Below are 23,936 nucleotides of genomic sequence, written 5' to 3' on the forward strand. Positions count from 1 at the left end.
GAACCTAGAGGCAACTGGGGTAAATTCTGATGGGGAAACGTTCGGTCGGGGTCGGTGTGTGGCTGGCCTTCGGGGCACTGGTGCTAGTCGCAATGGCGCCCAAGGAGGTCCGGATCTGGCTCGGGGTGATCGGCGTGAGTGCCCTGATCGCATACTTGGCCATCAAGCATCCGAGCGAAAAAGGGGGGCGTGACGCCCACCAGCATGAGCCGACTCTGGCCGAGCTGATCGCCAAGAGCGAGCCTCAGCGATCTGCCCGTCAGCCTGCGGTCCCGCCTGCCGGTCGACCCCGCACAGCCCCTGAACACCTGCTGGTGAAGAATCCTGGTCAGTCATCCGAATGGAGGGCAACTCGCCAAGCCACGATCGACGTGAACCGCGAGCATGCGCAAGCCTTGCGCGACAGCCTTCCTCCGACGTTGCCGCTAACGAATGAGCGGATAAACGCACCAGCTCATCCCGCTCCGCCGGCATCGCCTCCATCGCGCACGCCACAGAACAGTATTCCCCCAGCAGACACGCCTTCCGGTTCGCAGACGACCGAGCTGCCCGATCAGTCGGCTGAGTGGAACGCGATGCGCCAAGCCACGATCGATGCGATCCGCGAGCATGCGCAAGCCTTGCGCGACAGGCTTCCTGTGATTCCGCCGCGAGCGAATGAGCAGATAAGCGCGCCAGTTGAACCTGCGGCCTCTCCCATCACCTTGCAGCCCTCGACACCACCCATGGTGAGCGAACGGACAATCACACCCAGTTCGCCGCCAGCCCCTCCGTCTCCTTCCGGCACTACGGACGTGCTTGCGCCCAATTCCGAGCGCATCCCAGGGGACTTCATGCGTGTGCTCCAAGGCTCGTCTGAGCCCGAAGACATGTACTCGGCAACAGTGACCACGAAGCCCCCTTTGACTCACGCTCTACCTGCAACACCCGCCGGCTTTGGCGAGGGGCGCTGGGTGCCCCCTGGCGAAAGTATCGAAGTCGCCGGTGTGAACTTGCCGGGCGGAATGCTCTATGTCGGTGGGAGACTAAAAGCGCTCACTGGTGGCACCGAGCCATGCCTGATCAGTGGCCAATGCACCGTAGCGCGTGTGGGCAACTATCGCGTACGTCAGATGGGCTATTGGCCCAGCTACATCGAGGCTTCCCCAGAGGAACGTCGTGCCTACCTGAACTGGTTATCGGGAGGTCGCTCGGATCCCGATTGCGATATCGGATACGTGTTCCTGTTCTTCTACGGACTCGAACGTCGCGTCATCGTGGACTCGCGCGACGACCCCGCAGCGCGAAATGACTGGCCAGCCATCGTCGTCGAACTTCGGCGACTGCTTGCGATCTATGGCGAGAAATCGGGATCGTTCAATCGCTATGCCGGCGAACTTCTGAGTTGGATCGAGCTGGACGGAAAGTCCGGTCAGCTCTACAAGCAGCCCATCCCGGATTTTCAGAAAACCTATGAGCTGCCGCCATATCTTCGACTGGCCCTCGGCCAAGCCGCCGTCGATCGCGCTCCGCTTCCCGCGCATCTCGCGCTGGCCTGGATCCGCTTGAATCCGGAATGCTACTTGCGCACCGCAGCGACCCGTTGCCCCAACGAGTTCGAACGTTTGTTCATCGAGCGTTATCACGAAGCCCTCGGCCCTGGATTGGTCCTTCCGAAAAACCGCACCAAGCTCAAATTCGCCTACCAAGCCGCCTCGGCGGGGCTGCGCGGCGTCAATATCACGATGGCGTTTGGGGACGTTCCTGACGTCACGGCCTTGACCGCACCCATCAGGAACCTGATGGATATAGCGAGCCAGTGCACAGACGAACTTGGTTCTTATAGCCGCCTCGTCGGAAAGGACCCTGGCGCAGTTGGAACATTGGAAGGGTTGCTGCTGTTGCCCGCCACCCTCTGGCCCGCTGCCACCCAGGCAAAGTTGCGAGCGTTGACCGCACAGATGCGCGAAGGCCGACCGTCGTTGCCGCTGAAGGAGCTCCTTGGCGTATTGGGCGGCGCGAATCAAGTGGTCAATCGTGATCGCGTGCGGGGCCTGGCGCGGGCGCTTGAAGGTGCCGAGATTGGGATGGAACCGAATGTCCTCGGTGGCGCCAGGGCACCGGGCGAACAAGACGCGGTCGTGTTGTTCGCTCAGCCGCTCATGGATTCGGGCGTGGGTTCGCGTGCCGAGTATCAAACGGCCGCATTGACGCTGCAGTTGGCCTCGGCCGTGGCCCAGGCCGATGGCGTCTTCCACGATCGGGAGATCGCACACCTGCGGGCGGAAATCGAAGGATGGGGGCACCTTACCCTCGCCGAGCGCCGCAGGCTGCACGCGCATCTCCAGTGGTTGACTACCTCGCCAATGAACCTGGCGGCCCTGAAAAAGAAGTTGGAGCCATTGCCCACCACGGCGCGCGAGACGCTCGCCGCCTTCATGGCGACGCTGGCCCAAGCCGACGGCGTCGTTTCGCCCGATGAAGTGAAGTTCCTGGAAAAGGTCTACAAGGCTCTCGGTGTAGAACCCAAGCGGGTCTTCAGCGACATCCACGCGGCTGGTTCCGGTGGCGCCCCTGTGTCCACGGTCCAAGGCGAAAAGCAGGGTTTCCGCCTGGATGCCGAGCGTATTGCGGCATTGCAAGAAGACACGGTGCGAGTCTCGGCGCTGCTATCGAAGATCTTCGCCGAGGAAGACGACAGTACGCCCGCGCCTGCGGCACCCGCTCCGGAACCGGAGCTCGAAAACGAAGCCAATGCGCCGCTGGGCCTGGACGAGGATCATTCCGCTCTGCTGCGCTTGCTGCTGTCGCGACCCGAGTGGACGCGTGCCGAGCTGGAGGACGCTGCCGCGGACTTGGACCTAATGCTCGACGGCGCGATGGAACAAGTCAACGAGGCGGCTTTCGAGGCATTCGACGAGCCACTGTTCGAAGGCGAGAATCCGATTTCAGTGAACACCAAACTACTTGAGAAGATCGAAGCATGAATGCTGCCATTCGCCCCAAGGATCGCGACGCCGTTATCCAATCCTTGCGTGCCGGCGTCGTGCCACGCGCGGGCCAACACTTGATCCAGGTTGCCCGAGGTAGGGAGATCGAAGCGTTGGTCGCGGACATCGACCGCGTTGCCGACGGTGGCTCATCGTTCCGCTTCGTCATCGGCGAATATGGTGCGGGCAAGACCTTCTTTCTCAATCTGATCCGCGCCATAGCCATGGAGCGCAAGCTCGTCGTGGCCAACGCCGACCTCAATCCCGATCGACGCCTGCACGCGTCCGGCGGGCAGGCACGGTCGTTGTATGCCGAGCTCATGCGCAACTTGGCCACGCGAACCAAACCAGAGGGCGGCGCCTTGTCCGGCGTGGTCGAGAAGTTCATCGCCACGGCCAAGTCCGAAGCCAAAGCGCAGAGCGTGTCCACCGAGCAGGTCATCCGGTCGAAGCTGGAACAGCTGACCGAGCTCGTCAACGGTTATGACTTTGCCGATGTCATTGCGGCCTACTGCCGAGGCATCGAGGAAGGAAACGAGCAGCTGAAATCAGACGCCGTCCGCTGGTTGCGCGGTGAGTTCGCGACTCGGACCGACGCACGCGCGGCACTGGGCGTGCGCACGATCGTCGATGACGCCTCGATCTACGATCAGCTGAAACTCATGGCCAGGTTCGTGCGCTTGGCCGGATACGCGGGGCTGTTCGTGTGTCTGGATGAAATGGTCAATCTCTACAAGCTTGCCAACTCGCAAGCGCGCAACTCCAACTACGAGCAGATCCTGCGCATGCTCAACGACTCCTTGCAGGGCACGGCTGTGGGCCTCGGGTTCGTGCTGGGCGGCACGCCGGAGTTCCTTATGGATACGCGCCGCGGGATTTACAGCTACTCAGCACTCCAAAGTAGGCTTGCCCAGAACGCTTTCGCGACCAATGAGCTTGTCGACTTCTCGGGACCCGTGCTGCGCCTTTCTAGCTTGACGGTGGAAGACTTCTACCTACTTTTGGGGAAGATCCGCCATGTATACGCCGTCGGGGACGCCGCTCGGTATCTGCTTCCAGACCCGGCGATCGCGAGCTTCATGGAGCACTGCGCCAATCGCATCGGCGACAGCTTCTTCCGCACGCCGCGCACCACGATCACGTCCTTCATCAATCTATTGGCCATCCTGGAACAAAACCCCGGCACCGACTGGAAGAACCTCATCGGCGAGGTCCGGGTGGAAGCTGATGAAGGCGGCAAGAGTGATGTGGCCGTTGATTCGGAAGACGAGCTGGCTTCCTTCAAACTCTGATGGCAGCGTCCCAGGCCTTCCTACAACTAAACCCTCGGATACAGCGCTACCTGTGGGCCGAGGGGTGGGGTGCACTGCGCGACGTGCAGGAACAGGCCATTCCGCTGATCCTGCCAGGCAACCAAGATGTCATCGTGGCCGCCAGCACGGCCTCAGGGAAAACTGAGGCCGCTTTCCTACCGGCTTTGACCCATCTGCTCAGCCAGCCAGACGAGGGATTGATCGTCTACATCAGCCCGCTGAAAGCGCTGATCAACGACCAGTTTGGGCGGCTGGACCGCCTCTGCGAGAACTTGGAGGTGCCCGTCTGGCCATGGCACGGGGATATCACCTCGACTTCCAAGCAGAAGTTCATGCAAAAGCCGACTGGCGTGCTTTTGATCACACCGGAGTCCCTGGAAGCCACGTTGTGCAACCGTGGCACCAGCATTGCCGCCCTGTTCAAGCAGATGACTTTCTTCGTCATCGATGAACTTCACGCGTTCATCGGCACCGAACGCGGAAAGCAACTGCAGGCGCTGATGCACCGAATCGAAGTCGCACTGGGGCGCACGGTGCCTCGCATCGGTCTTTCCGCCACGCTGGGCGATATGGGCTTGGCGGCCCAATTCCTACGGCCCGACTGCTCGGTAGCGATAGTCGATGCGGCATCGACTGGTGGCCAGTTGCTGATCTTGGTCAAAGGGTTTGAAGAACCCGTGGCCGCCGACGGAACGGGCGGCAAGGACGCTCCGGAAACAGAGCGTGCGCCGCTGGCGATAGCCCAGCACATGTTCAAGACCTTGCGCGGCTCCAACAACCTCGTTTTCCCGAACAGTCGTCGGGAGGTTGAGCGTTACACGCATCTTTTGAATGAGCTGTGTGAGCAGGCCCAAGTCCCCAAGGAGTTCTGGCCGCATCACGGTAACCTGTCGAAGGAAATCCGCTACGAAACCGAAGCTGCGCTGAAACAGCGCGAGCGCGCGGCAACTGCCGTTTGCACAAGCACACTGGAACTTGGCATCGATATCGGCGCGGTCAAAAGCGTGGTGCAAATCGGCACGCCGCCGTCCGTTGCAAACCTGCGACAACGACTGGGGCGTTCCGGCCGACGCGAGGGCGAGCCCGCCATCCTGCGCGGCTATGTCATCGAAGACGCCTTGGGCGAGAAGGCTGGCCTGGAAACGCGGCTTCGACTGGACACGGTGCAGACCGCGGCCGTCATCTCGCTTTTGCTGGAAAACTGGTTCGAACCGCCTGCTGTGCACGGGGCGCACTACTCCACGCTTGTGCAGCAGCTCTTGTCTTCCATCGCGCAATATGGCGGCCTCCAGGCGGCTCAGGCGTTCCGCCTTCTTTGCGCCCCGCCTGGCCCGTTCGAGCGAGTGTCCAAAGACGCCTTTGCCGAACTACTGCGCACCTTGGGACAAGAGGAAATCCTGACACAGGATCACTCAGGCCTGCTGCTCCACGGCCGCATCGGCGACAAGATCGTCAATCACTATTCCTTCTATGCAGCATTCTCCAGCGACGAGGAGTTCCGCATTGTTTCCAGTGGCAAGGCATTGGGAACGCTACCCATCTCGCAAATGATGACGCCAGGTCAACGCATTCTGTTCGGAGGGCGCACTTGGCTCATTGAAGCCATCGACGAAGAACACAAGACGATCCATGTCGCGCCCGCCAGGGGCGGCGCTCCCCCGCTGTTCAATGGAGGCGGTGGGCGTGTACATACCCGGGTGCGACAGCGCATGCGCGATATCTACGTTGCACAAGACGCGCTGCCCTTCATGGATCCTACGGCACAGCGCTTCCTGGGTGAAGGCCGCAAGGCGTTCGCCACGCTGGCGTTGGCCGATCGTTTGCTGCTGGATCAGGGAAACCACGCGATCCTGTTAACCTGGCTGGGTGACGCAGGCAACGAGGCCATCGCTTGCCTACTGATGTCGCGCGGCGTGCAGGCATTCACCGGCCGGCTGGGGGTCGAGATCCAACGCGCTGGCCGTGGCCTCGAAGAGATCGAAGACTTGCTGAGGGACATCGGTTGGGAGCCCGCCGCACCTGTGGACGAACTGCTCGCAAAAGCAAGCAATCTCGTCCGCCAAAAATGGGACGGATTGCTTTCACCGCACCTGTTGCGGCAAAGCTATGCCAGCTCCAACTTGGATATTGATGAAGCAGTGGCATGGCTTCGTGTGACGTTTGGGTCGCGGTCATATCAAATCAGTAGCGACACCTAAACTCACCTGCCTGCCAGGTTCCTGCAACCCCTAGGGAAAGTCTGAACCACGGCCGAGATCGCCCCCATATCAAGCCCGATTTGTCGTCATTCACCAGCTCAGTGACCCGCCGCTTTGGGTAAAAGTGGGCATAGGCATCAACGTGTCGAGTGCGTCAGCCGCGACTCCACTCCCGCACAGCCTCCGCAAACGCCAGACAATCCGCAAACCGGTTGTACAGCGGCGCGGGCGAGATGCGGATCACGTCCGGTTCGCGCCAGTCGCCGATGACGCCGTTTGCCATCAGGTATTCGAACAAGGCGCGGCCGCGCTCGCGGCCGCCGGTCACGCGGATCGACAGTTGGGCGCCCCGGCGCTCGGGTTCGGTGGGGGTCACCACCTGCAGCACATCGGCCAACTGGGTCTGCACCAGCCACTCCAGGTAACCGGTGAGCTGCAGCGATTTTTCGCGCAGGCGATCCATGCCGGCGCGGCGGAAGATCTCGAGAGACACGCGCAGCGGCGCCAGCGCGAGGATCGGCGGGTTGGACAGTTGCCAGCCGTCGGCGCCCGGCGTGGGCACGAACTCGGGGCCCATCTGGAAGCGGGTGGTCTTGTCGTGACCCCACCAGCCGGCAAAGCGCGGCAGTGCGCTTTTCGCGTGGCGCTCGTGCACGAACGCGCCGCCGACGGCACCGGGACCGCTGTTGAGGTATTTGTAGCTGCACCAGATCGCGAAGTCGGCGCCGCTGTCGTGCAGTTGCAGCGGCAGGTTGCCGACGGCGTGGGCGAGGTCGAAGCCTACCGTGCAGCCGTGCTGGTGGCCGAGCTCGGTGATCGCCTTCAGGTCGAAGGCCTGGCCATTGCGGTATTGCACGCCGGGCAGCATCACCAGCGCGATGCGCGAGCCGTGTTCGGCCAGTGCGCGTTCGATCGCGGCGAGCGAGACGATGCCGTTGGGTTCGTCTGCTTCCAGCTCGATCAGCGCGGTGGCCGGGTCGAAGCCGTGGAAGCGGATCTGCGATTCGACCGCGTAGCGATCGGTGGGGAACGCGCCGGCCTCGATCAGGATCGCCGGGCGCTCGGTGGTGGGACGATAGAAACTCACCATCATCAGGTGCAGGTTCACGCCCAGCGTATTCATCGCCACCACTTCGGTGGGCAGCGCGCCGACAACGGCAGCGAGATCGTCGCGCACGAACTCGTGGTAATCCATCCACGGCAGACGGCCCTTGAAATGGCCCTCCACGCCCAGCTCGCCCCAGTAATCCAGTTCGGCGCTGACCGCTTCGCGCACCGCGCGCGGCTGCAGGCCGAGCGAGTTGCCGCAGAAGTACACACTGTCGCGTCCTTCGTGCGGCGGGATCAGGAAGTCGTCGCGGAACGCGCGCAGCGGATCGGCGGCGTCCTGGGCATGGGCCCATTCGACGGTGGCCTGGTAGTCGGGCATGCTGGTGTCCTGGGCTTTGCTTTCGTATGGGAGCGGCTTCAGCCGCGATGCTCTTGCCGACCAAAAGCATCGCGGCTGAAGCCGCTCCCACGGGTGGTGATGAGGGAGTGTTACTTCAGTTGCGCGGCGACCGCGTCGCAGCCCTTGTCGAACTGGGCTTTCCACGCGGCGCCGGCCTGGCTCTGGCTGGGGCGCACGCAGCGCAGCTGGATCGCATGGCCGTTCTTGAACCAGTAGTGTTCGGTGTAGCTGAACTCGGCGTTGTCTTCACGCGCGGTGTAGATGCTGCTGTTCGGGCCTGGCGGCAGTTCGGCCGCCTTGTAGCCGGGCAGTGCCATCGCCTTGGCGGTGGCGTCGCCCATGTACTGGTGGAAGCTGCTGATGTCCGGCACCTGCTTCACCGTCACGGTGACGCGGGCGAGGCTGACCTTGCCGGTCGGGGAGGGGTCGGGCACCTGGAATACGCGTGCTTCGGGGTCGCCTTGCGTTTCCATGATGGCGAGCCAGCTGTCCGGCGTGCTGAACTTGACGCTGCCGTCGGCCATGCTGACCTCGGCGGCGTGCACGCTGCCCGCCAGCAGCGCGCTGGCGAAGACGATCGCGATGGTGGTACTGCGCAGGAAATTCATGCTGATTTCTCGGAAATGGGATCGGGGGAGAATCGATGGCGGGGCAGCCCCAGCCATTCCAGTGCAGTGCCGTGAAACAGCCGGGCACGATCGAGGTCGTTCAGGCCCAGCGCCTCGATGCCGCTGCCGGGCTCCTGCTCCCCCAGCGGGAAAGGATAGTCGGTGCCCAGCATGACCTGTTCGACGCCGGTCACATCCAGCAAATAGCGCAGCGCCTGGTCGTCGTGCACGCAGGAGTCGAAGTAGAAGCGCTTGAGATATTCGCGCGGGTTGCGCGGGTTGTCGGTGGCGACGAGGTCCGGGCGCATCTTGAAGCCGTGCTCGATGCGGCCGATGGTCAACGGGAAACTGCCGCCGCCGTGCGCCAGCATCACGCGCAGTTTCGGCAGCCGTTCCATCACGCCGCCGAACGCCAGGCAGCAGGCCGCGCGCGATTGTTCGGCCGGCATGCCGACCAGCCACGGCATCCAGTATTTCGGCATGCTGGCCATGCCCATCATGTCCCACGGGTGCACCAGCACGGCCGCGCCGAGATCGGCGGCGGCCTCGAAGAACGGGAACAGTTCCGGTGCATCGAGGTTCCAGTCGCCGCAGTGCGAGCCGATCTGCACGCCCTGCAGGCCGAGTTCGTCGATGCAGCGTTCCAGTTCGCGGATCGCCAGCGTCGGTGCCTGCAGCGGCACCGTGCCGATGCCGGCGTAATGCCGCGGATAATCGCGGCACATGCCGGCCATGTGATCGTTCAGGTGGCGATGCAGTTCCAGCGCCTGATGGCCGGGCGCCCAGTACGAGAACAGCACCGGCACGGTGGAAATCACCTGCACGTCGACGCCGAAGCGGGCGTAGTCGTCGATGCGTGTCTGGGGATCGAAGGCCGAGTCCCACACCTCGCGGAAGAACTTGCTGTCCTTGTAGATGCGGTGTCGCCCGTCGGTATGGGTCATCACCGGGAAGCGGTCGTCGCCGTACTTGGCCGCCAGGTTCGGCCAGTCGCGGGGCAGGATGTGCGCGTGGGTATCGATCTTGAGCATCCGCGCAGTGTAAAACCTTCGCGTGGCTGCGTCCCGCCCTACGGATCGGTGGTCTCGGGAGTGCCGGGGTGGCTGCGGTTCATTACGTAGGCCAGGGTGTCGATGTTGTCGACCAGCCGGTCGCAGATGCGCACCAGCAGCTCCGCCGTGGCGGGGTTTTCGGCATCGCGCGTCAGGCCGATCAACTCGCGTTGCCGGGCGCGCAGGTCGGGCGACGCAGTCGCGGTGCGTTGTGCGCGCAGGTCGCCGGCAATGGTCTGCAGTGCATCCGCGGCATGCCGGACGAAACGGCTGATCTGGTCCTGCGCGGGCAGGGTGGCGATGTCGTCCAGGGTGGCTTCGAGGGTCATCGCGGTGCGTGCCAGCCGGTTGCCGTTGGCGAACAGCGCGCGCGCCAGCGCCAGCAGTTCCGGCGGCGTGGCCGGCTCGGTGCGCATGCGGTCGATCGAGGCTTGCGCGTTGGTGCGGGCGGTACGCGCCGCGGTGCGGGTATCGCGATGGGCGACGGTTTGTCCCGGCTGCGCCAGGGCGCGCAGGTAGTCCGCGTAGGCATCCAGCATCACCGCCAGCGCGGCGCGCGCGCGACCGCGCTCCCACGTTGGCCACGCCACGTAGGCGAGCAAGGCCATGCTGCAACCGAGCGCGGTGTTGAGCACCCGGTCCGACACCGCCAGGCCGGGGTTGACCCCCTCGAACGACAGCAGGATCACCACCGTGCCGGTCAGCGCAGCCACCGCGATGCCGTAATGCGCACTGGCCAGATAGCGGAACGCCATGCACAGCACCGCCATCAACGCCAGGTGCGCCCATGGCTCGTCCGGCGTGATGTGCAGCAGCACCGTGGTCAGCACCAGCCCCAGCACGGTGCCGAGCACGCGCAACAGGCCGAAGTTGAAGGTGGCAGCGAAGTCCGGGCGCAGCACGATCGCGGCCGTCATCGGCAGCCAGTAGCCGTGCGGCAGATGCAGCAGGCGCGAGATCCACAACGCGGCACTGAGGCAGACCGCCATGCGCACGGCATGGCGGAATGCCACCGAGCGCGGCGTGAGGTTGGCGCGCAAGGTGGCCCAGGCGGAACTGCTGCGCAGCGACTTGGGCAACCGGGTTTCCGCTGCGCTGGCGCGCAATTCGCCGCGACTGCCGGCCCAGTCGGCGTTGCGCACGGCGGCGGCCAGCTGGCCGGCGAGCGCATGGATATGCCCGGCCAGGCCATCGGCGTTGCCGCCACCGTCTAGCACGGCGCGTTCGCTGGCGCGCAGGGTCTGCAGTGCGCGATCGGCTTGTTCGGGCGAATCGCCTTGTTCGAGCGCGTCGGCGATCGCCGCCAGCACGCGCGCGGCGTCGTCGCGGAACATCGCGTGGATGGCGGGGTTGGCGTGCAGCTCGGCCATCGCGGTGAGCTCCAGCCGGATCCGTTCGGCCAGTTCCAGCAGCACGCCGAACGCCTCCATCGCGCGGCCATGGGCGCGGTGGCGTCCGAGCAGGTTGCGCTGCAAGGTGGTCATCGCCTCGGTCAGCGCGGGCACTTCGGCATCGTCGTGCGCCTGTTGCCGGGCCAGTGCAGCCAGTCCGGCATACACGTTGGTCAGCGCGAGGCGCTCCGGCCAGTAGCGCTGCAACGGCCACGCCGCCAGCGAGAATGTCGTGAGCAGCAATCCGCCGGCAAAGATCAGCGCGGCACCGCCCACCGCATGTTCGAACGAGGTTGGCGTCGATGCGGTGATCACCAGCAGGATCATGCTGGTCATGCCGACCCGCGCGGTATCGGTGCCGAACACCACCAGCAACCCGCCGAAGAAGCCGCAGGCGGCAGTGGCCAGCAGAATCGGCAGCAGCGCACCACCGATCAGGAAACCCACCAGTGACGCGATGCCCGCGGCCAGCGAGGCCAGCAGCAACTGGCGCATGCGCTGGCGATACGGGCCGGGCTGGTCGGAGAACATCGTGTCCAGCGCACCGGCTGCCACGCCGAGGCCGATCTCCGGATAGCCCATCGCCAGCCCGATACCCAGCGGCAGCACCACCGCCGCGGTATTGCGAATGACCACCCGCCACGGCACGTCCGGCCGCTTGACCTGGGTCAGGCTCTCGATCGCGTGCGCGCGTAGCGAGTAGTCGCTGGATGGCATGGGGATGTCGTTGGCTCGCTGGAGAGCGTTGATTCTGCCCTATGCCGGCGCAGACCGTCGCGGTGGATGCCGCGATGCGCAGGCGACCTGCTCAGTCGCCGGCGCCGTCGTCTTTCGGCATGCCCTCGTCGTCGAAGGCGGCCAGTCGAGCAGTGACAAGAGCATCAGCGCGATAGCGCTGGCGCAGCGTCCGCAGGTCTGCCGGCAGCGAATTGCAACGCAACTTGTCCATCGCGCGATTGACCTCGGCGTCGCGCGGCGAACCGTCGCCGCCGAACTCCCCGGCGAAGTGCTGGCAGTTCCCGCTGCGCTCGATGAACTGCGCTACGGGCCGGGGCCAGTTGCCGTCGCCAGGATGCGCAGGCGTGTGTGCGAACGCCGCCAGCGTGGCAAGTGCCGCCAGCGGCAGGCCGAGCAGATACCTCGGCCAGCGCCCGAGTCGGCGAGCAGCTTCGTGCGCGGGACGACTCACGCGCGACCGGCGAACTCGCCCGTGAGCGTGTTCACCCACACTTTTTCGTCGTTGCTGATGTACTCGGGCACCTGCACTTCGATGCCGGTGTTGAGCTTGGCCGGCTTGTTGCGCTTGGTGGCGCTGGAACCCTTCATTTCCGGCGCGGTATCGACCACCGTCAGCACCACGCTGGTCGGCACCTGCAGGCCGACCGGCGCATCGTCGATCAGCTGCACGTAGTAGCCCTCGATGCCCTCGACGATGTAGCCGGCGTTGTCGCCGACCAGCTCGGGCGAGAGCGGGTACTGGGTGTAATCCTCGGCATCCATGAACACGAACGCGCCATCGTCCATGTACGAGAAATTCGCCGCGCGACGGACCAGGTCCATCTCGCGCAACTCATCGTCGGCGCGCAGGCTGAGGTCGAACTTGCGCCCGCCGGGAATCGAATACAGGGTGAAGCGGAAGGTGACGTTGCCGCCACGCGCGCTGGGCGAGCTGCGCTCGATGTCACGCACCTGGTAGACGGTGCCGTCGTGTTCGACCACGTTGCCTTTCTTGACGTCGGAAGCTTTCATAAGTCAGGAGTGAGTTCAGAGGAGTGAGAAATGAGAGAAGAGCAAAGGCGTGTGGTGAAGCGGCATGAGGCGAGCTTTCTCTCACTCCTCACTCCTCTCCACTCACTCCTCGCTTACTTGGGCTGCAACCGCACCGCACCGTCCAGCCGGATCGTCTCGCCGTTGATATAGCGGTTGCCCAGGATGAAGGCGACCGTGCTGGCGTATTCGCCGGGCTGGCCCAGGCGCGAGGGGAACGGAATCGAGGCGCTGAGCGACTGCTGCACGGCTTCGGGCATGCTGTCGACCATCGGGGTCCAGAAGATGCCTGGCGCGATCGTCGCCACGCGGATGCCGAAGCGGGCCAGCTCGCGCGCCATCGGCAAGGTCATGCCGACCACGCCACCCTTGGATGCCGAGTAGGCGGCCTGGCCGATCTGGCCTTCGTAAGCGGCGACGGAAGCGGTGTTGATGATCACGCCGCGCTCGCCGTCCTCGCCGGCTTCATTGTTCTGCATCAATGCCGCGCCGGCCTTGGCCACGTTGAAGCTGCCGACCAGGTTGACCATTACGGTGCCGGAGAAGGTGGCCAGCGGCATCGGGCCTTCCTTGCCCAGCACGCGGCCGGCGCCGAGGATGCCGGCGCAGTTGATCACCACGTTCAGACCGCCCATCGCGTGATGCGCGGCGGCCACGTTGGTGGCAACGCCTTCCTCGGAAGTGACGTCGGTGCGGAAGAAACGCGCGGTATTGCCCAGTTCCTTCGCGGCGGCGTGGCCCTTGTCTTCGTTGACGTCGAACAGCGCGACCTGGCCGCCGTGGGCGACGAAGTGCTGCGCCACCGCGTGGCCGAGTCCGGACGCGCCGCCGGTGATGATTGCCTTGACTTGGTCGAGGTGCATTGGGAATCCTTGATGCCGATGTCGAAAAACCGCCATGGTAGCTGACCGCCGCATACGGCTGCAGGCTGAACGTGAAAACCTGTCATGGCAGCGGATTCATCTGGCATTGGGGTAATTCCAGCCATGTTGGGGTCGACCGCCGGATTCATCCGGTGACCTTCCATCCAGTGCAAAGGGAGCAACGCATGAACAAGCTATTGAGTCTGTCCGCCGCGTGTGGTGTAGCGTTGATGTTGGCAAGCGGCTCCGCGCTGGCACAGGATCACGGCCGTGGCCACGGCCGCGACCACGACCACGACAATGGCCGACATGGGCACGACGATGGCGATCGCGGGCACGATCGCGGTCATGGACACGATCGCGATTATGGGCACGACCGCGACCGGTATGTGCGAGACGATGATGATCGAGACCATGGCCGTTACAACAGCTGGCACGATCGCGGCCGCCATGAGGGTTGGTACCACCGCGGTGGTTACCTGCCGGAGGAATACCGCACCCGTTACGTGGTGACCGACTGGCGTCGCGACCGCCTGCGCGAACCGCCACGCGGCTATCACTGGGTGCGCAGCGACAACGGCGATTTCCTGCTGGTGGCGATCACCACCGGCGTGATCGTCGACCTGCTGCTCAACCAGTAAGTCGTCTCGTCGACTTGACGGCGCGTCCGCACCGCGGGCGCGCCGTTTTCATGCGCACGCGGTTCAGCCGAGAAGATTGCGCAGCGCCGCGGTATCGGCGAGCGCCGGAAACGGCTTCACCGCCGATGGAGGCGTCGCGGCTGGTTGCAATTCCTTCTGCCAGACACCCACGTCCCACCATTGGCCCAGCTTGTAGCCGCACTGGCGCCACACGCCGGCGGGCGTGAAGCCCATCGCCTCGTGCATCGCCACGCTGGCCGTGCCGGGCAGGGTGATCACGCCGACCGCCTGGGTGATGCCCTGAAGCCGCATCACGTCCAGCAGCACGCCGTAAAGCCGGCGCGCGATACCGCGGCGATGGGCGTCGGCGTGCACGTAGATCGACGTCTCGGCGATCCAGTCGTAGGCGGCGCGCTCGCGGAAGCGCCCGGCGTAGGCGTACGCCAGCACTTCGCCGGCGTCCTCCCACACCAGCCATGGGTAGTGTTGCAGGCGTGCTCGGAGGCGTTCGCGCATGGCCTCCGCGCCGGGCAGCTCGGTCTCGAAGGTGGCCACGCCGGCGCTGACCGAAGGGGCGTAGATCGCATGGATGGCGGCGGCGTCTTCGTCGCGGGCGGTGCGGATCATCGGGTTGTACGCTCCGCCGCGACATGATGTGTGGGAGCGGCTTCAGCCGCGATGCTTTTTGATAGATCAGTGAAGGGCAGAAGGCATCGCGGCTGAAGCCGCTCCCACAGTGAGGTGCGTTTCAGCATTTCTCGTACTTCCAGTTGCGCCGCTTGCCTTCGGCCACCCACTCCAGGGTGGTGGCGAGGCGCTTCTGGCGGGTGGCTTCGGTCTTCGCCTCGGCGATCCAGTCGACGTATTCGCGTTGCGCGCCGGGTCCGAAGCCTGCCCAGGTCGTGCGCGCGGCGGCGTGTTTCTTCTGCGCGAGCAGGGCGGCCAGATCGTCCGGCAGTGCCGGTGCGGGTTTCGCGGCGGCCTTCGGGCGCGCCTTCTTCACGCCGGCCTCGTTCAACGCCATTGCCTTTTTCAGGTGGGCGGCGAGTTGCCGGTCCGAGGGCAGGTCCTTTAGCGAGGCGAGCTTGCCGAACTGCCCCATGCCGTCCTCGTCGCTGCCGCCGGTGACTTCCTTCGACAACCAGAAGCCGAAGCCGCAGTGCTGCTTGAACGCGGCCATCATGCACATCGGCGCGCCCTTGTAGCTGAAGAACGGCATGCTCCACTTCAGGCTTTCCTCTACCTCGGGGCAAGCCTCGTGCACCAGCGCGCGCAGGTGTTCCAGGATCGGGCGGGCGAACCCGGCGGATTTCGCGATGTAGGCGTCGATGCGGGGATCGTGGTTCGCCATCACCTCACCTCACAGCTCGCGGATGAAGTAGCGGTCGCAGCCGTGGTGACCGGTGCCGCCCATCGCGCTGCACAGGGCGGTGAAACCGCTGCGCTTGTACAGCGCCTGCGCCGCATCCATGCCGGTCAGCGTTTCCAGGTAGCAGCGCTTGAAGCCGTGCGCGCGCGCCGCGTCGAGGCAGCGCTGCATCATCGCCGTGCCCGCGCCGATGCCGCGCGCCGTGGGCAGGAAGTACATCTTGCGCAGCTCGCAAACGTCCCGCTCGCCACCTTCCAGCGGCGCCACGCCGCCGCCACCGATCACCACGCCGTCGCGCTCGACCACGAAATAGCTGCAACGCGGTTGCGCGTAGGCCTGGTACATCGTGTCGACCTCGGTGTCGTGGATCGCGAAGCCGGGGCCGTCGGCGCCGAACTCGGGCATCACGCTGCGGATGATCGCGGCCATGGCCACGTTGTCGGATGGTTCGATCGGGCGGATCAGGAAGGTGTCGGTCATGGGGTCATGTCGGGGCTGCGGTGGGGAACGCCATCCTTCATCACGAAGACCGGTTTCTCCAAGGCGTCGATCCGCGTGCTGGGATCGCCGCTGAACGCGGCGAGGTCGGCCGCCAGGCCAGGCGCGATGCGGCCGAAGTGTTGCGACTGGCGCAGGATCTTCGCCGCTACGTCGGTGGCCGCGTGCAGCGCCTGCGCTGGCGTCATGCCGTCGCGTACCATCGCCGCGGGCTCGCGCCAGTTGGTGCCGTGCGCGAACACGCCCACGTCGCTGCCGTTGCCGATGGTGACGCCGACTTTCAGCGCGGTGCGGAACGCGCGTTCGGCTTCCTTCATGGCAGGCGTGGGTTCGGACTTGCCCGGCACGTAGTGCTGGAAATACTCCGAGGTGGCGTCGACCGCGGTGAGCGTGGGTTCATAGGCCACACCCTTCTGCCTGAGCAGGCGGAAGGTCGCCTCGCTGGCACCGTAGCCGTGTTCGATGGTGTCCACGCCGGCCTCGACCGCCATCCGCACGCCGGCATCGCTGGCCGCGTGCGCCGCGACCGGGCGGCCGATCTGGTGCGCCGTATCGACGATCGCCTTCAGTTCCGCCGGGTTGAGGGTGGGCGCGGTTTCACCGCCCGGGCCCACCCGATAGTCCGCGTACAGCTTGATCCAGTCGGCGCCGCGGGCGGCTTGTTCGCGCACGGCGGCAATGGCCGCATCCACGCCGCTGACCGGCTGCGCGCCTTGCGGCAGGTCGAGGTCCGGACGAAAGCCGCGCGGCCCCGGCCCATAGCTGGCGGTGGCGACGATGGCGCGCGTGGCGACGAACATCCGCGGCCCCGGGATCAGCCCTTCGTTGATCGCCCGCTGGATCGACACGTCGGCAAAGCCCGCGCCCTCGGTGCCGAGGTCGCGCAGGGCGGTGAAGCCCGCCATCAGGGTGGACTTCGCATGGGCGGCGGCTTCCAGCGTGCGGTAATCCTGCGGCTCGGTCAGCACCTGGTCGTTCCACGGCGTTTCGTTGTACGGATGCAGGAACAGGTGCGAGTGCAGGTCGATCAGGCCGGGGGTGAGCGTGGCGCCGGGCAGTTCGACGCGATGCGCGCCGGCCGGTGCCTGGATCGACGCGGCCGGGCCCACCGCGGCGATCGCACCGTCGTGCACCAGCACCGCCCAGCCGCTGTGCGCGGCATCGCCGTCGCCGGTCCACACGCGCTCGGGCAGCAACAGCCAGTCGCCCTTGGGCGCGGTCGCGCTCACGGGCAGGGAGCACAGCAGGAGCAGCAGGACCGCTGCCGTTTGCCACCAGGTCGTCAGGCTTGCGCGCATCGCTTCGTCCGGTCAGCCGAGGCGCCGATGATAGCGAGCTTTCAGCCTGCGGCGGTACGCGCGCGGGTGACCCGGCTGGCGGTTTCCTTGTGCAGTTGCGCGGCCAGCCAGGCGCCGGTGGCGATCAGCAGGTCGAGGTCAATGCCGGTCTCGATGCCCATGCCGTGCAGCATGTAGACCACGTCCTCGCTGGCCACGTTGCCGGTCGCGCCCTTCGCGTAGGGACAGCCACCGGTGCCCGAGACGGCGCTGTCGACCACGCGCACGCCTTCCTCCAGGCAGGTCAGGATGTTCGCCAGCGCCTGGCCGTAGGTATCGTGGAAGTGCACGGCCAGCGCGTCCATCGGCACTTCCTGCGCCACCGCGTGCAGCATCGCGCGCGCCTTCGCCGGCGTGCCGACGCCGATGGTGTCGCCCAGCGAGATCTCGTGGCAGCCCAGCTCGTGCATCCGGCGTGCCACACGTACCACATCGCTGACCGGCACCTCGCCCTGGTACGGGCAGCCGAGCACGGTGGAGACATAGCCGCGCACCCGCACGCCGTCGGCCCGGGCCTGTTCCATCACCGGGACGAAGCGCTCGATCGACTCGTCGATCGAGGCGTTGATGTTCTTGCGGTTGAACGCTTCCGACGCGGCGGTGAACACGGCGATGTCCGTGGCACCGACCTCGCGCGCGCGCTGGTAGCCCTGCAGGTTCGGCACCAGCACCGGGTAGCTCACGCCCGGTACCTTGCGGATGCCGCGGAACACCTCGGCCGCGTCGGCCAGTTGCGGCACCCATTTCGGGCTCACGAAGCTGGTCGCCTCGATCGTCCTGAGGCCGGTCGAAGACAGCCGGTCGATCAGCGCGATCTTCACCTCGGCCGGCAGCAGGGTCTTCTCGTTCTGCAGGCCGTCGCGGGCGCCGACTTCGACGATGCGGACGTGGTTGGAAGCGTTCATCGGATGCTCCTGTAAAGACATGTAGGAGCCCGCTCGCGGGCGATGCTCTTGCTCTGATGCAGCAGAAAAACCCATTCAACAACATCGCCCGCGAGCGGGCTCCTGCGCGCACGATCCATGCGTGCGCGGCTCAATCGCCGAATCGCACCAGCACGGCGTCGGCCTCGACGAATTCGCCTTGCGTGGCGTTCACGCTTTCGATGGTGCCGGCACGTGGCGCCTTCAAGGCCAGTTCCATCTTCATCGCCTCCATCACCAGCAGTTCCTGGCCGTGTTCCACCACGTCGCCGGCCTTGGCCTTGACCAGCACAATGCGGCCGGGCATCGGCGCGATCACCTGGTTGCCGCCGGCGGCGTCTTTCGATTCCCACGCGAATGCGGCGGTGCGGCTGAAGCTGTAGCGCTGGCCGGCGGCATCATGCAGCAGCACATGGGCGGCATCGCTGCGCAGCGGCACGCGGCGCGATTCGCCATCGAAGCGGGCGCTGAGGTTGTCGTCGAGCAGGCGTGCGCCGCGTACTTCGCGATCGGAGTCGCCGTGATGCAGCTGATAGTCGCCGGCATGACCGCGCGCCTCGACTTCGAAGCGTTGTTCGCGCCAGGTCAACGCCACGATGCGCTTGCCGGCGTGGCCGATGCGCCAGGCGTCGGCGCTGGCCCAGGGCGAGTACGGATCGGTGGTGGCGCTGGCCACGTGCGACTCGTCGTGCAGCAGTACGGCGGTCGCGGCGGCGAACAGCGCATCGTCGGAAGGCGCGACGTCGCCGACCAGGAACTCTTCGAGGTGGCGATCCAGATAACCGGTGTCGATGCGGCCCTCGACCACGGACGGATGGCGCACCAGCCGTTCGAGGAAACCGATGTTCGATTTCGGGCCGACGATCTCGCTGGCGGCCAATGCTTCGCGCATCCGCTGCAGCGCCTTCGGGCGATCCTCGTCCCACACGATCAGCTTGGCGATCATCGGGTCGTAGAAGATCGTCACCGTGTCGCCCTCGATCACGCCGCCGTCGAGGCGCACATGGGCCGATGGCGCGGGCAGGTGGAGCGTCTGCAATTTGCCGGAGCCGGGCAGGAAGTTCTGGTCCGGGTCTTCGGCGTACAGGCGCACTTCGATGGCGTGGCCGCGTGACACCACCTGTTGCTGGGCGAGCGGCAGCGGTTCGCCGTGGGCCACGCGCAACTGCCATTCCACCAGGTCCACGCCGTGGGTGAGTTCGGTGACGGGGTGCTCCACCTGCAGACGCGTGTTCATCTCCATGAAGTGGAAATCGCCGGCCGGCCCCACGATGAACTCCACCGTGCCCGCGCCGACGTAATTCACCGCGCGGGCCGCGGCCACGGCGGCTTCGCCCATCGCGGCGCGCTTGTCGGGGGTGAGGAAGGGCGAGGGAGTTTCCTCCAGCACTTTCTGGTAACGGCGCTGCGCCGAGCATTCGCGTTCGCCGATATGGATGATGTTGCCGTGGCGATCGCCGAAGATCTGGAACTCGATATGGCGCGGTTGCTCGATGTAGCGCTCCAGCAGCATCGAGGCGTCGCCGAAGGCTGCCTTGGCCACGCGCTGGGCGGTTTCCAGAGCTTCCGGAAACTCGGCGTCCGAGCGCACGATCTGCATGCCTTTGCCGCCGCCGCCGGCCGAGGGCTTGATGATGAGCGGGTAGCCGACCTTGTGCGCCTCGCCGGCGAGGAAGGCGTTGTCCTGGTTGTCGCCGTCGTAGCCGGGCACCAGCGGCACCGCATGTTTCGCCATCAGCTGCTTGGCGGCGGCTTTCGAGCCCATCGCCTCGATGCTCTCGGGATCGGGGCCGATGAACACGATGCCGGCCTCCTGGCAGGCCCGCGAGAAGGCAGTGTTTTCGGACAGGAAACCGTAACCGGGATGGATGGCCTGGGCGCTGCTTTTTTTTGCGGCATCGAGGATGGCCTCGATGCGCAGATAGGATTCGGCTGGCAACGGTCCGCCGATCGGCCACGCCTCGTCGGCCAGCCGCACGTGCTGGGCATCGCGATCGGCTTGCGAATACACCGCGATGGTGTGGATGCCGAGGCGGCGGCAGGTGCGGATCACGCGGCAGGCGATCTCGCCACGGTTGGCTATCAGTACGCGTTCGAACATGCAGAATCCTTGAAGCCGTTCGTGTCGATGCAAATCGTCTAAAACTAGCAGATCGCGGCGGATGTGTTGGAGCGCACCCTGTGCGTGGGGGCTGTTCGTCATATGACGAAAAGCGTCGCGCACCGGGTGCGCTCCTACGATTGCGTTACCCAGGACGGGGCGCGCTTGTCGAGAAACGCACTCAGGCCGTGCTGGCCTTCAGGCGAGACGCGCAGGCGGGCGATCAGTTCGGCGTTGGCGCTGTCGATGCGTTCGGCCTGTTCCGGATCCGTGCCGCCGATGCGCAAGGCCAGTTGCTTGGCTTCGCGTTGGGCGTGAGGGCCAGCCTTGGCCAGCAGGTACAACTGGCGTTCGATCGCCTCGTCCAGTTCGGTGCCGGTCACCACCGCATGCAGCAGGCCGATCCGCGCCGCCGTGGCGGCGTCGAACACCTCGCCGGTAACGAACAGCCGGCGCGCTTCACGTAGGCCGATCGCGGCGACCACGTAGGGCGAGATCACCGCCGGAACCAGGCCAAGTTTCACCTCGGACAGGGCGAACTTGGCGGTGTCCACGCCGATGGCGATGTCGCAACAGGCGACCAGGCCCACGCCACCGCCGTAGGCCGCACCGTTGACGCGTGCAATGGTGGGCTTGGACAGGAACTGCAGGTTGCGCATCAGCCGCGCCAGGCGCAGCGAGTCCTCGCGGTTTTCCTGTTCGCTGGCGCCGGCCATGCCGCGCATCCAGTTGAGATCGGCGCCGGCGGAGAAGCAACTGCCGTTGCCGCTCAGTACCACGGCGCGCACGGCCGGATCAGCGTCGGCCTGGGCCAGCGCGTCGGTGAGCGCGGCGATCAGGGCGTCGTCGAAGGCGTTGTGGATCTGCGGGCGGTTCAGCGTGATCCAGGCGACGGTGCCGCGACGTTCACTGGTGATGGAATCGGTCATGGATCGTCCCTGCGTAAATAACGCGATGATAAACGCAGCGGCACGCACCGACGGGTGTGGATGCAGTGGCGCGGGCAAAGGGCTACAATGCGAACAATTCTTATTTGAGGTCAGCCTGTGCGTCTGTCCGATTTGCCCAAGGGTGCTCCTGCCGTGGTCGACCGCGTGCACGATGCGCATGCGGTCGATCCGATCGCGCAACGCCTGCGCGATCTCGGCTTTGTCGATGGCGAGCCCGTGCGCGTGGTGGCGATCGGGCCGATGGGCGGCGACCCGGTGCTGATCCAGATCGGCTTCACACGCTTTGCCCTGCGCCGCGCCGAAGCGGCCCGGGTCGGCGTGCGCACGGAGCTGGCGGCATGAGCGCTTCGACCCTGCGCATCGCCCTGGTCGGCAACCCGAATTGCGGCAAGACGGCGCTGTTCAACCAGCTCACTGGTGGTCGCCAGAAGGTCGCGAACTACGCGGGCGTCACGGTGGAACGCAAGGAAGGGCGCTTCACCGCGCCGTCCGGTCGCGTGCTGCAGATTCTCGATCTGCCGGGAACCTACAGCCTCGATGCGAACAGCCCGGACGAGCAGATTACGCGCGACGTCTGCGCCGGCAACTATCCGGGCGAGATGGTGCCGGACCTGATCGTCTGCGTGGCCGACGCGACCAACCTGCGCCTTCATCTGCGTTTCGTGCTGGAGGTCAAGCGCCTCGGTCGGCCGGTGGTGCTGGCGTTGAACATGATGGATACCGCGCGTCAGCGCGGCATCGTCATCGACGTGCCGGAGCTGCAGCGCCGGCTGGGCCTGCCGGTGGTGGAAACCATCGCGGTGAAACGCGGCGGTGCCCGCGCGCTGATCGAGCGGGTCGATGGCGAAGTGCCGACCGCCGCACCTGCACAGGCGGACGATGCGGCCAGCCGCGCCGACCTGCATGCGCAGGTGCGCGAACTGCTGGCGGCGACGGTGACGATGCCGCGCGCGACGGCCGAGATCGATGACGCACTCGACCGCTGGACGCTGCACCCGGTATTCGGGCTGGCGATCCTGGCGGTGGTGATGTTCCTGGTGTTCCAGGCGGTGTACTCGATCGGCAAGCCGATGACTGACGCGATTGCCGAAGTCTTCGACTGGCTGGGCGGGCACGCCGCTACGCTGATGCCGGCCGGGCCACTGCAGAGCCTGGTCACCGACGGCCTGTTCGGCGGCCTCGGCACGGTGCTGGGCTTCCTGCCGGAAATCCTGGTGCTCTTCCTGTTCATCATCGTGCTGGAGGAATCCGGCTACCTGCCGCGTGCCGCGTTCCTCCTGGATCGGCTGATGCTGTCGGTGGGACTGACCGGCCGCTCGTTCATCCCGCTGCTGTCGAGCTTCGCCTGCGCGATCCCCGGCATCATGGGCACGCGCAGCATCACCGACCCGCGCGACCGGATCACCACGATCCTGATCGCGCCGTTGATGACCTGCTCGGCGCGGCTGCCGGTGTATGCACTGCTGATCGGTGCCTTCATCCCGATCCGCTACGTGTTCGGCGTGTTCAACCTGCAGGGCGTGGTGCTGTTCGCGCTGTACCTGGCCGGCATCCTCGGCGCGATGCTGGTGGGCTGGGTGATGAAGCACATCCGCCGCGACAAGAGCGAACACGCGCTGCTGATGGAACTGCCGTCGTACCGCATGCCGAAGCTGCGCGACGTGGGGATCGGGCTGTATGAGCGCGGCATGATCTTCCTGAAGCGGCTGACTGGCGTGATCCTCGGCCTGACCGTGCTAATGTGGTTTCTCTCCACCTTCCCGGGCGCGCCCGAGGGCGCGACGTTGCCGGCGATCGACTACAGCTTCGCGGGCTATATCGGGCGCGGCCTGCAGTACATCTTTGCGCCGATCGGCTTCAACTGGCAGATCAGCCTGGCGCTGATCCCGGCATTCGCCGCGCGCGAGACCGCGGTGGCGGCGCTGGCCACGGTGTATCTGGTCGGTGGCGAAGCGGCCGGCGGCCTGGGTCATGCGCTGGCCGGGCAGATCTCGCTGGCCAGCGCGTTGTCGCTATTGGTGTGGTTCGCGTATGCGCCGCAGTGCATGTCGACGCTGGCAATCATCAAGCGCGAGACCGATTCCTGGCGCAACGTGGCGATCTCGTTCGGCTACATGTTCGTGATGGCCTACACCGCGTCGTTCATCGTCTACCAGGTGGCGAGGATGCTTGCGTGAGTACGAGCCTGCTGGTGCAGTACGTGGTGATCGGCCTGGTCGTGCTGGCCAGTGTGCTGATCGTGTTTCGCAAGTTGGCGCCGAAACTCACCAACCGCTGGATGGCGGCCGCGTCGATCCGCTTCAGCCGTCCCGGGCGTGCTGCCTGGGTACGTGCGTTCGGTCGCCGCCTGCAGCCGAAGGAAGCTACCGGCGATTGCAGCGATGGCTGCAGCACCTGCGGTGCCTGCGGTCCGAAGCGGCCGGCGGCAGCGCGGCCGGGCGAGCCGATGCCACTGGAGTTTCGACCGCGCCATTGAGCTGCCGGGCATTCCACATGTCTGTGGGAG

The 23,936-nt window shown here is 65.6% G+C and carries 21 protein-coding genes; 7 read left to right on the forward strand and 14 right to left on the reverse strand.

The features are described 5' to 3' along the window. Nucleotides 1-29: 29 nt before the first annotated feature. The 3 genes from CIW53_RS09085 to CIW53_RS09095 are packed head-to-tail and all read left to right on the forward strand — an operon-like array spanning nucleotide 30 to nucleotide 6,480. Nucleotides 30-2,966 (forward strand): TerB N-terminal domain-containing protein, encoded by a 2,937-nt coding sequence (locus tag CIW53_RS09085; protein WP_242451835.1) that lies wholly within the window; start codon nucleotides 30-32, stop codon nucleotides 2,964-2,966. Then, nucleotides 2,963-4,261: an ATP-binding protein gene (locus CIW53_RS09090; protein ID WP_149364398.1), complete on the forward strand. Its 1,299-nt coding sequence runs from the start codon at nucleotides 2,963-2,965 to the stop codon at nucleotides 4,259-4,261. Before CIW53_RS09085 ends, CIW53_RS09090 begins: the two co-directional genes overlap by 4 nt. Beyond that, nucleotides 4,261-6,480 carry a DEAD/DEAH box helicase gene (locus CIW53_RS09095; RefSeq protein WP_149364399.1) on the forward strand — a complete coding sequence of 740 codons (2,220 nt, stop codon included), beginning with the start codon at nucleotides 4,261-4,263 and terminating at the stop codon, nucleotides 6,478-6,480. Before CIW53_RS09090 ends, CIW53_RS09095 begins: the two co-directional genes overlap by 1 nt. Nucleotides 6,481-6,634: 154 nt before the next feature. On the opposite strand, the gene kynU is transcribed toward CIW53_RS09095, so the two are convergent. From kynU to CIW53_RS09130, 7 genes are all read right to left on the reverse strand, one after another. Next, nucleotides 6,635-7,909 carry a kynureninase gene (kynU, locus tag CIW53_RS09100; protein WP_149364400.1) on the reverse strand — a complete coding sequence of 425 codons (1,275 nt, stop codon included), beginning with the start codon at nucleotides 7,907-7,909 and terminating at the stop codon, nucleotides 6,635-6,637. A gap of 110 nt (nucleotides 7,910-8,019) precedes the next feature. Beyond that, entirely contained in the window at nucleotides 8,020-8,538 is a 519-nt protein-coding gene (locus CIW53_RS09105) for a hypothetical protein (RefSeq protein WP_149364401.1), read from the reverse strand. Further along, complete coding sequence (locus CIW53_RS09110) at nucleotides 8,535-9,569, reverse strand: amidohydrolase family protein (RefSeq protein WP_149364402.1); 1,035 nt, start codon at nucleotides 9,567-9,569, stop codon at nucleotides 8,535-8,537. Before CIW53_RS09110 ends, CIW53_RS09105 begins: the two co-directional genes overlap by 4 nt. Nucleotides 9,570-9,607: 38 nt before the next feature. Next, entirely contained in the window at nucleotides 9,608-11,698 is a 2,091-nt protein-coding gene (locus CIW53_RS09115) for an FUSC family protein (RefSeq protein WP_149364403.1), read from the reverse strand. A 91-nt stretch (nucleotides 11,699-11,789) separates the two neighbouring features. Beyond that, nucleotides 11,790-12,170, reverse strand: coding sequence for a hypothetical protein (locus CIW53_RS09120; RefSeq protein ID WP_149364404.1), 381 nt, complete (start codon nucleotides 12,168-12,170; stop codon nucleotides 11,790-11,792). After that, nucleotides 12,167-12,730, reverse strand: coding sequence for an elongation factor P-like protein YeiP (gene yeiP / locus CIW53_RS09125; protein ID WP_149364405.1), 564 nt, complete (start codon nucleotides 12,728-12,730; stop codon nucleotides 12,167-12,169). The genes CIW53_RS09120 and yeiP overlap by 4 nt, the downstream gene beginning before the upstream one ends. Nucleotides 12,731-12,843: 113 nt before the next feature. After that, complete coding sequence (locus CIW53_RS09130; RefSeq protein WP_149364406.1) at nucleotides 12,844-13,611, reverse strand: SDR family NAD(P)-dependent oxidoreductase; 768 nt, start codon at nucleotides 13,609-13,611, stop codon at nucleotides 12,844-12,846. Nucleotides 13,612-13,796: 185 nt separating this feature from the next. On the opposite strand from CIW53_RS09130, the gene CIW53_RS09135 reads away from it, so the two are divergent. After that, a complete protein-coding gene (locus CIW53_RS09135) occupies nucleotides 13,797-14,252 on the forward strand; it encodes an RcnB family protein (RefSeq protein ID WP_149364407.1) in 456 nt (151 codons plus the stop codon). A 63-nt stretch (nucleotides 14,253-14,315) separates the two neighbouring features. On the opposite strand, the gene CIW53_RS09140 is transcribed toward CIW53_RS09135, so the two are convergent. From CIW53_RS09140 to CIW53_RS09175, 7 genes are all read right to left on the reverse strand, one after another. Continuing rightward, a complete protein-coding gene (locus CIW53_RS09140; RefSeq protein WP_149364408.1) occupies nucleotides 14,316-14,879 on the reverse strand; it encodes a GNAT family N-acetyltransferase in 564 nt (187 codons plus the stop codon). 121 nt (nucleotides 14,880-15,000) lie between these two features. Beyond that, a complete protein-coding gene (locus CIW53_RS09150; protein ID WP_149364409.1) occupies nucleotides 15,001-15,603 on the reverse strand; it encodes a YdeI/OmpD-associated family protein in 603 nt (200 codons plus the stop codon). A gap of 9 nt (nucleotides 15,604-15,612) precedes the next feature. Beyond that, nucleotides 15,613-16,101: a GNAT family N-acetyltransferase gene (locus tag CIW53_RS09155; protein ID WP_149364410.1), complete on the reverse strand. Its 489-nt coding sequence runs from the start codon at nucleotides 16,099-16,101 to the stop codon at nucleotides 15,613-15,615. Then, nucleotides 16,098-17,417, reverse strand: coding sequence for an amidohydrolase family protein (locus CIW53_RS09160; protein WP_149364411.1), 1,320 nt, complete (start codon nucleotides 17,415-17,417; stop codon nucleotides 16,098-16,100). Before CIW53_RS09160 ends, CIW53_RS09155 begins: the two co-directional genes overlap by 4 nt. 41 nt (nucleotides 17,418-17,458) lie before the next feature. Further along, nucleotides 17,459-18,361 (reverse strand): hydroxymethylglutaryl-CoA lyase, encoded by a 903-nt coding sequence (locus CIW53_RS09165; RefSeq protein WP_149364412.1) that lies wholly within the window; start codon nucleotides 18,359-18,361, stop codon nucleotides 17,459-17,461. A gap of 130 nt (nucleotides 18,362-18,491) precedes the next feature. Next, nucleotides 18,492-20,480 (reverse strand): acetyl/propionyl/methylcrotonyl-CoA carboxylase subunit alpha, encoded by a 1,989-nt coding sequence (locus CIW53_RS09170; RefSeq protein WP_149364413.1) that lies wholly within the window; start codon nucleotides 20,478-20,480, stop codon nucleotides 18,492-18,494. Between the two features lie 134 nt (nucleotides 20,481-20,614). Further along, nucleotides 20,615-21,409, reverse strand: a complete 795-nt coding sequence (locus CIW53_RS09175) for an enoyl-CoA hydratase/isomerase family protein (protein WP_149364414.1) — start codon at nucleotides 21,407-21,409, stop codon at nucleotides 20,615-20,617. Nucleotides 21,410-21,526: 117 nt separating this feature from the next. Here CIW53_RS09175 and CIW53_RS09180 point away from each other — a divergent pair, with 117 nt between their 5' ends. The 3 genes from CIW53_RS09180 to CIW53_RS09190 are packed head-to-tail and all read left to right on the forward strand — an operon-like array spanning nucleotide 21,527 to nucleotide 23,906. Then, on the forward strand, nucleotides 21,527-21,772 hold the full coding sequence (locus tag CIW53_RS09180; RefSeq protein ID WP_149364415.1) for a FeoA family protein: 246 nt from the start codon (nucleotides 21,527-21,529) through the stop codon (nucleotides 21,770-21,772). Further along, complete coding sequence (locus tag CIW53_RS09185) at nucleotides 21,769-23,607, forward strand: ferrous iron transporter B (protein WP_149364416.1); 1,839 nt, start codon at nucleotides 21,769-21,771, stop codon at nucleotides 23,605-23,607. Before CIW53_RS09180 ends, CIW53_RS09185 begins: the two co-directional genes overlap by 4 nt. Then, nucleotides 23,604-23,906 (forward strand): DUF6587 family protein, encoded by a 303-nt coding sequence (locus CIW53_RS09190; protein ID WP_149364417.1) that lies wholly within the window; start codon nucleotides 23,604-23,606, stop codon nucleotides 23,904-23,906. Before CIW53_RS09185 ends, CIW53_RS09190 begins: the two co-directional genes overlap by 4 nt. Nucleotides 23,907-23,936 lie beyond the last annotated feature (30 nt).

The organism is Rhodanobacter sp. T12-5 (genome assembly GCF_008329435.1).
Classification (GTDB): Bacteria; Pseudomonadota; Gammaproteobacteria; order Xanthomonadales; family Rhodanobacteraceae; genus Rhodanobacter.

Excerpts from the sequence above, each read along its gene's own strand:
- CIW53_RS09085 (WP_242451835.1), top strand. The coding sequence starts at position 30 with ATGGGGAAACGTTCGGTCGGGGTCGGTGTGTGGCTGGCCTTCGGGGCA.
- CIW53_RS09090 (WP_149364398.1), top strand. The coding sequence starts at position 2,963 with ATGAATGCTGCCATTCGCCCCAAGGATCGCGACGCCGTTATCCAATCC.
- CIW53_RS09095 (WP_149364399.1), top strand. The coding sequence starts at position 4,261 with ATGGCAGCGTCCCAGGCCTTCCTACAACTAAACCCTCGGATACAGCGC.
- kynU (WP_149364400.1), bottom strand. The coding sequence starts at position 7,909 with ATGCCCGACTACCAGGCCACCGTCGAATGGGCCCATGCCCAGGACGCC.
- CIW53_RS09105 (WP_149364401.1), bottom strand. The coding sequence starts at position 8,538 with ATGAATTTCCTGCGCAGTACCACCATCGCGATCGTCTTCGCCAGCGCG.
- CIW53_RS09110 (WP_149364402.1), bottom strand. The coding sequence starts at position 9,569 with ATGCTCAAGATCGATACCCACGCGCACATCCTGCCCCGCGACTGGCCG.
- CIW53_RS09115 (WP_149364403.1), bottom strand. The coding sequence starts at position 11,698 with ATGCCATCCAGCGACTACTCGCTACGCGCGCACGCGATCGAGAGCCTG.
- yeiP (WP_149364405.1), bottom strand. The coding sequence starts at position 12,730 with ATGAAAGCTTCCGACGTCAAGAAAGGCAACGTGGTCGAACACGACGGC.
- CIW53_RS09130 (WP_149364406.1), bottom strand. The coding sequence starts at position 13,611 with ATGCACCTCGACCAAGTCAAGGCAATCATCACCGGCGGCGCGTCCGGA.
- CIW53_RS09135 (WP_149364407.1), top strand. The coding sequence starts at position 13,797 with ATGAACAAGCTATTGAGTCTGTCCGCCGCGTGTGGTGTAGCGTTGATG.
- CIW53_RS09140 (WP_149364408.1), bottom strand. The coding sequence starts at position 14,879 with ATGATCCGCACCGCCCGCGACGAAGACGCCGCCGCCATCCATGCGATC.
- CIW53_RS09150 (WP_149364409.1), bottom strand. The coding sequence starts at position 15,603 with ATGGCGAACCACGATCCCCGCATCGACGCCTACATCGCGAAATCCGCC.
- CIW53_RS09155 (WP_149364410.1), bottom strand. The coding sequence starts at position 16,101 with ATGACCGACACCTTCCTGATCCGCCCGATCGAACCATCCGACAACGTG.
- CIW53_RS09160 (WP_149364411.1), bottom strand. The coding sequence starts at position 17,417 with ATGCGCGCAAGCCTGACGACCTGGTGGCAAACGGCAGCGGTCCTGCTG.
- CIW53_RS09165 (WP_149364412.1), bottom strand. The coding sequence starts at position 18,361 with ATGAACGCTTCCAACCACGTCCGCATCGTCGAAGTCGGCGCCCGCGAC.
- CIW53_RS09170 (WP_149364413.1), bottom strand. The coding sequence starts at position 20,480 with ATGTTCGAACGCGTACTGATAGCCAACCGTGGCGAGATCGCCTGCCGC.
- CIW53_RS09175 (WP_149364414.1), bottom strand. The coding sequence starts at position 21,409 with ATGACCGATTCCATCACCAGTGAACGTCGCGGCACCGTCGCCTGGATC.
- CIW53_RS09185 (WP_149364416.1), top strand. The coding sequence starts at position 21,769 with ATGAGCGCTTCGACCCTGCGCATCGCCCTGGTCGGCAACCCGAATTGC.